The sequence below is a fragment of the Natrarchaeobaculum aegyptiacum genome, assembly GCF_002156705.1.
Taxonomy (GTDB): domain Archaea; phylum Halobacteriota; class Halobacteria; order Halobacteriales; family Natrialbaceae; genus Natrarchaeobaculum; species Natrarchaeobaculum aegyptiacum.
Genome location: NZ_CP019893.1, coordinates 3,922,170 through 3,930,546, shown reverse-complemented (window position 1 = coordinate 3,930,546; position 8,377 = coordinate 3,922,170). Strand labels below are relative to the sequence as shown.

The window sequence follows — 8,377 nt, the reverse complement described above, 5'->3', positions numbered from 1 at the left end:
TGCAGTATCGCGTGGCTTCCGAGTGGACCCCCTTAAGCGTATGGAGATCGATCGCGGGTGTAAATTCGACGTGTTAGCGGCTCGAGACGGTTTGATTCGAGCCGTTGGCTGAATTATTGATGAACGGCATCCCTCGCGTGTCTATCTTCGACGAACGCGCACCCACACCCCCGTCGCGGGTGTAACGGGGTGGAGGAAGGTGGTCCCCTGGTGGGTTTTTGCCGAGTCGAGGACGAGCACTCGAACAGTGACGTCGAACTCGACGACCGTGCCCGCCGAAGACGTTGGAGGGGACACACACCCCCATCGCGGATGTAACGGTGAACGGATGGTGACGTAATTTCGAACGGGTCGATTTTGGCGGATTCGGACGTGGATGTCCCGAAATTTTCATCCGCGACGGAGGTGTGTACGTTTCCAGTACCCCCACGCATTCGCCGTTACAAACGCGACGGGGGTGTGTCCCCGTCTCAATGTCCGCCACAATCGTTCGCGTTCGACCTCGAAACCCAAGTTTTCGGCCTCGACAGCCAGAAAGTACCGCAGAACGGACCACTTTTGTCGGCCGGACGGATAGCACTCACGAAGACGACGACTCTCGGGGGAGTGTTTCAGCCTCGAGACGCTACACCACCGTCTCGCCAGCAACGATATCCCGAATACATGCTCGCTAATAACGATATCCAGAACGCATGAGCAATTCGCCAGACCCGGATCGGAGCGTCGAAACCGATACGACCGCAGACGACACTCGACCGCTCACCCGCTCGCCTCCCGCCGTCGCAGTCGTCGACGCCCAGTCGCCCGGCAACGTCGGCACCATCGCTCGAGCGATGAAGAACTTCGGATTCGAGGACCTCCTCTTGATCGATCCACCGGATCTGGATCCGGATGGCGAGGCATACGGCTTCGCTGGACACGCTCGAGACGACGTTCTCCCGAACGCGACCGAACTCACGTTCGACGAACTCGTCTCCGAATACCACACGATCGGATGTACTGCAGTGACCAACGAAGACGATCGCAGCCACGTTCGATTTCCGTTCTCGACGCCCGCCGAACTCGCGATCCGGCTACCGACGGTCGAAGCGAAAACCGCCCTCGTATTCGGTCGGGAACGGATCGGCCTGACGAACGAAGAACTGGCTCGAATCGACGAGATCTGTTCGATCCCCGCAAACGCCGAGTATCCCGTCCTCAACCTCGGGCAAGCGGCGACGATCACGCTCTACGAACTTCGGTCGCTGACGCTCTCACCCGAAGAGACGCAACTCCCGGACGTCGACCGCGTTCGAGCACCGGAACCGACTCTCGAGCGACTCTACGACCAGTGGGAAGCGCTCCTCGCAGAACTGAACCACCCAGAAGAAAAGCGAGCCAAGACGATGCGGATGGTTCGACGAGTGTTCGGTCGGGCTGACCTTACGACTCGAGAGGCGAACACCTTCCTTGGACTGCTCCGGCGGGCGACAGAGCGCCCGGACGAACAGGCGGAGACCTCGGCTGACGATTCCTGAGGCGACGGTTCGTCCTCGATGACGTTTGGCAGTTCGTCCCGAGTGACCTTCGTCTCTCTTTTCCCCCAACCTAGTACTAGTCCTAGTCTAGTCCTAGTCTAGTTCTAGACTAGTTTTAGTGTATGGTTGATAATAGGTCTCTCAGCCGTGTAAGCAGCGTATCGTCCACACAACGGCATACTGCTTGGTGGCTCACGCCGTCGAGACGAAGCGATCCGACTCGGCCTCGAGTTGCAGGTCGAACAGTTCGCCGAGCAGGTTCAGCGTCGGTCCGGATCGAACGTCCGGACTGAAATAGAAGTGACCGAGCGCGTCGGCGGTCTCGAGCCGTCTGGTCAGCAGGTGGAGAAATCGGAACACCGTCTCGAGTTCGAACGCGTCGACGATCTCCGAGAGCACTTCGAACGAGACCGAAAACCGGACGTCGGGGCCGTCGTGCTCGTCGATGATACGTGATATGGTTTCACCCAGTCGAGGGAGACTGAACCCGCCCTCGAGTTTGACGATCTCGAGGGGAACCCTCGAGAGGTCGACGTCGTCGACGCCGGCGAGTGGCTGATCGCTCGTCGTGAGCACGATGGTTCGATCCGGCCACGACGTGAGTCGCTGGTCGAGCAGTCGAAGTCTGCCGGCGACGTCGGACGTCACGAGCAAGACGACGTCACACGGTGCCGCGAAGTGCACCAGTGCGTTCTCCATTCCCGCGCTGTTGGGCGGCGAAGCGAGCAGCACGTTCCCCGAGCCGGCGAGGTCGGCAGCGACGTGGGTCCCGGACCTGACGCGTCCTTCCACGTGGCTAAACAGGTGCTCCCCGAACGCTTCGACCGCCGTATCCTCGTCGTGACGCAGAGCGCTCTCCGAGCAGTGGGGACACGCCCAGCCGATACGAAACCCGTCTCTGTACAACGCTCGGCCGTCGTGCTCTAGGAGGTGTGACTGGACGGCATCCCGAATTGCTCCCTCGAGTCCGGTCCACACTGTGAACCCACATCGACTACAGTCCCATCTGTATACCATGCACCCGGTGTATCGATCGTTCGGATATGGTCAAATAGATTTGGGCCAGCTCTCCACGGCGAAAGATCAATTCGAGACCAGACTTCAATTTGATTCGCCACAACCGAGTGGGGTACGTGGCGTTCGACTCACGGACACCGCGAACGAACCCTCCGAACATCACGAACCAGCGCCGATTGCAGCCGCGTGTCCAGCGCGGTCACGGTGTCTCACCCCAGGCGTCCTGACCGTCACCCTCCCCAGCGTCACCGTCCTCGCCATCGTCAGTTGGACCAGCAGTTCCGTCGTCACTCCCGCCGAGCGGCCGTTCTCGCTTCCTCGCAGTGTAATCGGATGGCTCCTCGATCACGGTGTACTCGACGGCGTTCGTGACGGCTTCGCGCGACGGGCCTCGATTGCGCGTCCGCTTCTCGAGGACGAATCCCGCCCGTTCGGCGGCCGAATCGACGTTCGTCTCCTCCCGGAAGGTTCGAAGACGGCGGGCGAGGGTTGCGTCGTCGACGAGTTCGACCAGCGCGGCAGTGGCAAATCTCGCTGTGACCTCGTCCGGGTCCTCGAGTGCCTCGATCAGCCGCCGGTGCACGTCGTCGGTGCGGTCGGAGTCGGCGTCGACCACCTGGCCGAGTAACCACGTTCCGTTGCGTCGGACGTACGCCGGTTGGTTGGCCCCGAGGATCGTCACGAGCTGGGTGTCGAGGTCCGGCGGTTCTGCATCGGCGACTGCCTCGGCGACTGCGGTCCGCACCTCGTGACTCCGCTGTGGTGGGGCGTTCGCGAGTACCTCGAGGAGCGATCGGGTGGCGGTTCGCCGGACGTGTTCGTCCCGGTCGGACAGTCCTTCGACGAGCAGCGAGACGACATCGAGCGAGCCCGCCGTCCCCAGTGCGTCGATGGCGATAGCCCGAACGGTCTCCGAGTCCGATCGGGCCGCGGGCGCGAGTGCGTCGATGGCCGCTGGGGTGCCGATGGCCACGAGCGCTCGCGCGCCAGCGCGTCGAACCTGTTCGTGGCTATCTTCGAGCCGGAAGACGAGCGCGTCGATACACTGCGGATCGCCGATGGCTCCGCAGGCCGCCGTCGCCCGCGCCCGGACGCGAACGTCCGGATCGTCGAGCACCTCGAGCAGGGCTGGTATCGCCGAGTCGTCCTCGATTCGACCGACGGCAGCCGCTGCGACGAGTCGGAACTCCGGGTGATCGGAAGCGAGCCACTCGGTCGGCCGGTCGGCGTCCATCCAGGTCGGTGTGTCGTCGATTCCTGCGGCGGCGACTTCGTCGATGACCTCCTCGAGTGCGGCCTCGTCACGCAGGTAGAGTGCGTCGATGGCGGCAGCCCGAACGGCGTCGTGATCGTCCTGCCTGACCGTCCTGCGTAGCGTCCGGGTGACGACGTGGTCCGAGTCGGATTCCGCGGGAGTCGGCAACCCTCCGAGTAGTTCCGCGGCGCGGTACCGGATGAGTGGCTTCGCAGAGCCGGTCAGGTACTCGAGTAACTCGAGTTCCTCACCGTCCCGTGCCAGTTCGTACAGAAAGTGTGGTTCGTCTGCTGCCATGGTGTGACCTGTTCTCTGGCCCGTCGTCGGCTCCACCCCATTGGGCCGACCGTCGCCCCGAACGAGCCTCGCGAGCGACGTGGGACTCTCTCTCGTGAGGACGTCTACCAGTGGTATCGTCGTCCATGATAGATATATTCTTTGGCAGTGTTACAATTTAGCGCTGACCGGCTAGGTTTAACGACCAGACCGTGCTCGTCGCCGAGGTGACGGTCCCTCTGCCGAGAAATCGGTGGCGGAAGTCGTCACCGAATCGACGGGTAATGCCGCGTGTCTACCCTGTGGTGTTCTCTCCCTGACAAAACACTACTGCGAAAGCGGCTGGTCCGAGGGCTCACCAGGGTCGGCTTCGCTTTCGCCCTCGAGTGTAGCGAATTCACCGGCCGGCGACTCGAGGAGGTCACCTGTCGGTGCGACCGTCCCGAGCCAGCCACACTCACTGCAGGCGAACAGGCCCTGGCCGTCGACCAGCGGTCCGCCGCAGGTCGGGCACTCCCACGATTCGGATTCGACGCGCGTCGGCGTCGCCCCGAGCGGCGTCGGAACCTCGCCCGTGCGCAGCTGCGCGATGACCTCGTCGGTCGTCACGGTTTCGTCGCCGTCCGTGTGCGGGAAGACGCCCACGAGATCGTCGTCTGCGTACACCTCGAGACAGCACAGCGGGGTGACGAGCAACTCCGTCGTCTCGCCGGTGATCTGGGACGTGTTCGTCCGGGTTCGGAACGGTGGCTCGATGCTCACGCCGCGGCGGTCGGCCCACTCGGAGAACCGTTCGTAGGACTCGAGCACCTCCTGGTGCGGGGTCGACTCCGACAGGGACACCTCCTTCGGCCAGCTTCGGACCAGCACGTCGTCGATCGCACCCTCCGACTCACACGCAGTGAGCGTCTCGACCTGCCGGTCGATCGGCTCCAAGAGCAGTGGTGCGCGGACGTGACAGACGACGGTGAGTGCTGGTGATTCGCTGGTCATATTCGTTCGTTGTGGTGGCCAACGTCTCTGTTAATAAATGTTGCCGCAGATTCAGGTTTCGCCGAATTTGCGTGGCGTTCACACGCGGTCGACGACTGGTGGTCGTTCGCCGACGGTAATCAGGAAAAAACGAACTACCCGATCCGTGGAGACTCAGGCTCGTTTCTGGATCTCTTCGCGGAGCAGGCGGCTCACGAGGTCGCCGTCTGCTTTGCCACGAAGCGCGCCCATGCACTCGCCCATCAGCCCAGAGAACGCCTGCATCCCCTCGTCTTCGACCTGTGATTCGTTCCGCTCGACGACCTCGAGGACAGCCTCGCGGACCTCGTCTTCGTCGGCTCCACCGAGGTCTTCTTCCTCGGCTGCCGCCGCGGCGGTCCGGTCGGGGTCGTCTGCGAGCGCCGAGAGCAGGTCCGTGATCCCCTCGTTCGGCAGGTCTCCCGTCTCGACCATCGTGAGAACCTCGAGCAGGTGCTCGTCGGTCAGGTTCTCGACGGCGACGTCGTCGCGGCGGAGTTCGGTGAGCGTCGACTCGAGGGTCGTCGCCGCGAGCGTGGGGTCGACTCCCTCATCGATGCACGTTTCGAACAGTGGCATCCGCTGGCCGTAGGCGACCTGTTCGGCCAGTCCCGCGTCGAGGTCGTACTCGGCCTGGTAGCGCTCGACCTTCTCGGTGAGCAGTTCCGGCTCGGGCACCTCGCTCGGATCGGGATCAACCGGCGGGACGTCCGTCTCGGGGTACATTCGCGCCGCGCCGGGCAGCGGGCGGAGGTAGCGGGTCGTCCCGTCGTCGTTCGCGCCCCGGGTCTCTTCGGGGACGCCCTCGAGTGCCGTCTTCGCGCGCTCGGCGACGGCCTCGATCGCACTCTCGGCAATCTCGGTCGCGTCGGCGACGATGGCGACGGCGTCGTCGGGGCCGGCGCCGACGGCCTCCCGGAGCGCGTCGACTTCGTCGTCGGTGACGCCGTAGGCTGGCAGTTCGTCGGTGTGAAAGATGCCGCCCGCCCCGTGGCGCTTCGCGTGGTCGGAGAACTCGGTGCCGAGTCGGCGGTCGGGCGCGATTTCGTGACCCACGAGGCCGTCGTAACCAGAGAGCAGGACCGCCATCACCGAGCCCCCGTCGCTCAGCGCGCCTCGAATCACGCCGCTCTCCGTGTCCTCGAAAACCGCGGTGACGTCTTCGGGCTCACCGACCGATGCCTCCCTGTCCTGCAGCTTCGACGCCAACTCGACGAGTTCGACCTGACGATTCGCCTCGAACCGGACGATGTCGTCGATGTCGTCCAGACTCTGGACGCCCTTGATCTCCACGCGCGCACCCTCGGCGATCGAGACGTTGACGTCCTGACGGATCGTCCCGAGGCCGCGTTTTACTTTGCCCGTCGAGCGCAACAGCATCCCGATTCGTTCGGCTGCCTCGAGTGCCTGTTCCGGCGTCGAGATATCGGGACTCGTCCCGATCTCGACCAGCGGGATGCCGAGTCGATCGAGGCTGTAACGAACGCCGTCGTCGGTCTCTTCGACGCGCTGGGCACTCTCTTCTTCGAGCAGGAGGTCTTCAATTCCGACGGGTCCGTCGCTGGTTTCGATCGTGCCGTCGGTGGCGATCAGGGTCGACCGCTGGAAGCCGGTCGTGTTCGAGCCGTCGACGACGATCTTGCGCATGACGTGGGCCTGATCGACCGGGGCCATCTCCATCAGCTGAGCGACCTCGAGGGCCGTCTCGAGCGCCTCTTCGTCGAGTTCGTGGGGTGGTTCGTCGTCTTCCTCGACGAGGCAAGTCGAGTCGTAGGCGAGGTATTCGAACTCGCGGTCGACGCGACTCTCCTCGACGGCTGCGGCGTCGAGTTCGCCGAGTTCGCTCCGCGTGGGGTGGAGGTAGCGCGTGAACGTCCGCGTCGCCTCCTCGGGTTCGCGAAGTTCGGTCGGACAGTCACAGAACAGTTTCGTCGCCGTATCCAGTTGCTGGTGAATTTCCAGCCCGGCGACGAGCCCGAGTTCCTCGTACTCGGCGTCGGGATCGTACTCCTCGGCAGTCATTGGCGAGGACTCTGGTCCGGAGGGGTAAAAAACCGTCCAGTCGCACTCGTGGACGACCACTCGCGGTCCACTCCAGCGATGGCCAGCCCGCCGAACCTGTATATTACGGGTATTGAAACAGAAAACACCAACCGAGCCACAGTAAAACAGAAAAACATACCGTCCATCATTATTGTTCGTAGGTATGGACTGTCACCGGGCGCTGGTCGAGTATCTCGGCGGGGAGGATCCCGCGAGCCGGGTCTCGACGTTCTTCGAGCAGATGGTCGAGGGAGTCGGCGTCGGCGTTGGCGCGGTCGGCGAGCACGGCCGATTCGTTTACGTGAACGAACGCTACGCCGACCTCGTTGGGCGCTCTCGAGCCGACCTCGTCGGAGCCGAGGTCGGCGACGTCAACCCGGACCTCGATCAGTCCCGGTTCGACGACTACTGGAAGTCCTTTTCGATGGGCGAGACGCGCGTATACGAGGGCGCTCATCGGACGTCCCGGGGCGACGAGATCCCAATTCAGGTCCACGTCACTCGCGTCGAAATCGCGGGAAGCGAGTTCAACGTCGGAACGATCAAGGACGTCACGGAACTCAGGCAGCGCCGGGAACAGCTCGACGTCCTCCGCCGCGTACTTAGACACGACCTGCGAAATCGGCTCAACGTCGTCTCGGGGTACGTCGAGTTGATCGAACTCCAGCTCGATGGTGACGACGAGTTGCGCGATCACTTCGAACAGATCCAGTCGGAGATCGAACACCTGCTCGCGACCTCCGAGAACTCGAGGCGGCTCGAGGAGTTGCTCGACGCGACCGTCGCGGGCTCAGACTCCGAACGAACGGCTCTCGACCTGCACGGGCTGCTCGAGGACGCGGTCGCGACGACCAGAAAGAAGTTCCCGGAGGCGACGATCAGCTACGACCCCCTCGACGCCGAATCGACGTCGGTCCGGGTACTGGCCGCCGAATTCCTCGGACAGGCGATCACGCACGTGCTCTCGAATGCGGTTATCCACAACGACGCAGCGGATCCTCGCGTCGAGGTTACGACGCGTGTTCGAGGCGACCGCGTCCTGCTCTCGATCGCCGACAACGGCCCCGGGATCGACGACGATCGCAAGGACCTCGTCTTCGGCCGCGAGGAACGCGATCAGCTCCACCACGGCCGCGGGTTCGGACTCTTCTTCGTGGGCAACGTCGTCGAGAAAAGCGGCGGCGAGATCTGGATCGACGACAACGACCCTCGTGGTGCGATTTTCAGGATCGAACTTCCACTCGAGCGGTAAGGTCGG

The 8,377-nt window shown here is 63.4% G+C and carries 6 protein-coding genes; 2 read left to right on the top strand and 4 right to left on the bottom strand.

Annotated elements, in window-relative coordinates; all coding sequences use genetic code 11:
- Positions 1–692 precede the first annotated feature (692 nt).
- Complete coding sequence (locus tag B1756_RS18925) at positions 693–1,517, top strand: RNA methyltransferase (RefSeq protein WP_086889964.1); 825 nt, start codon at positions 693–695, stop codon at positions 1,515–1,517.
- A 192-nt stretch (positions 1,518–1,709) separates the two neighbouring features.
- Here the strand turns inward: B1756_RS18925 and B1756_RS18920 are convergent, their stop codons facing one another.
- The 4 genes from B1756_RS18920 to gatE all read right to left on the bottom strand — a co-directional run bounded on the left by B1756_RS18920 (position 1,710) and on the right by gatE (position 7,098).
- Complete coding sequence (locus B1756_RS18920) at positions 1,710–2,309, bottom strand: DUF7504 family protein (protein WP_228434420.1); 600 nt, start codon at positions 2,307–2,309, stop codon at positions 1,710–1,712.
- Positions 2,310–2,733: 424 nt separating this feature from the next.
- A complete protein-coding gene (locus B1756_RS18915) occupies positions 2,734–4,086 on the bottom strand; it encodes a HEAT repeat domain-containing protein (protein WP_086889962.1) in 1,353 nt (450 codons plus the stop codon).
- Between the two features lie 306 nt (positions 4,087–4,392).
- A complete protein-coding gene (locus tag B1756_RS18910) occupies positions 4,393–5,058 on the bottom strand; it encodes an HTH domain-containing protein (RefSeq protein ID WP_228434419.1) in 666 nt (221 codons plus the stop codon).
- Positions 5,059–5,211: 153 nt separating this feature from the next.
- Positions 5,212–7,098 carry a Glu-tRNA(Gln) amidotransferase subunit GatE gene (gatE, locus tag B1756_RS18905; RefSeq protein WP_086889961.1) on the bottom strand — a complete coding sequence of 629 codons (1,887 nt, stop codon included), beginning with the start codon at positions 7,096–7,098 and terminating at the stop codon, positions 5,212–5,214.
- A 184-nt stretch (positions 7,099–7,282) separates the two neighbouring features.
- Between gatE and B1756_RS18900 the strand changes: the two genes are divergently transcribed.
- Positions 7,283–8,371 (top strand): PAS domain-containing sensor histidine kinase, encoded by a 1,089-nt coding sequence (locus B1756_RS18900; protein WP_086889960.1) that lies wholly within the window; start codon positions 7,283–7,285, stop codon positions 8,369–8,371.
- The last annotated feature ends 6 nt before the right edge of the window (positions 8,372–8,377 follow it).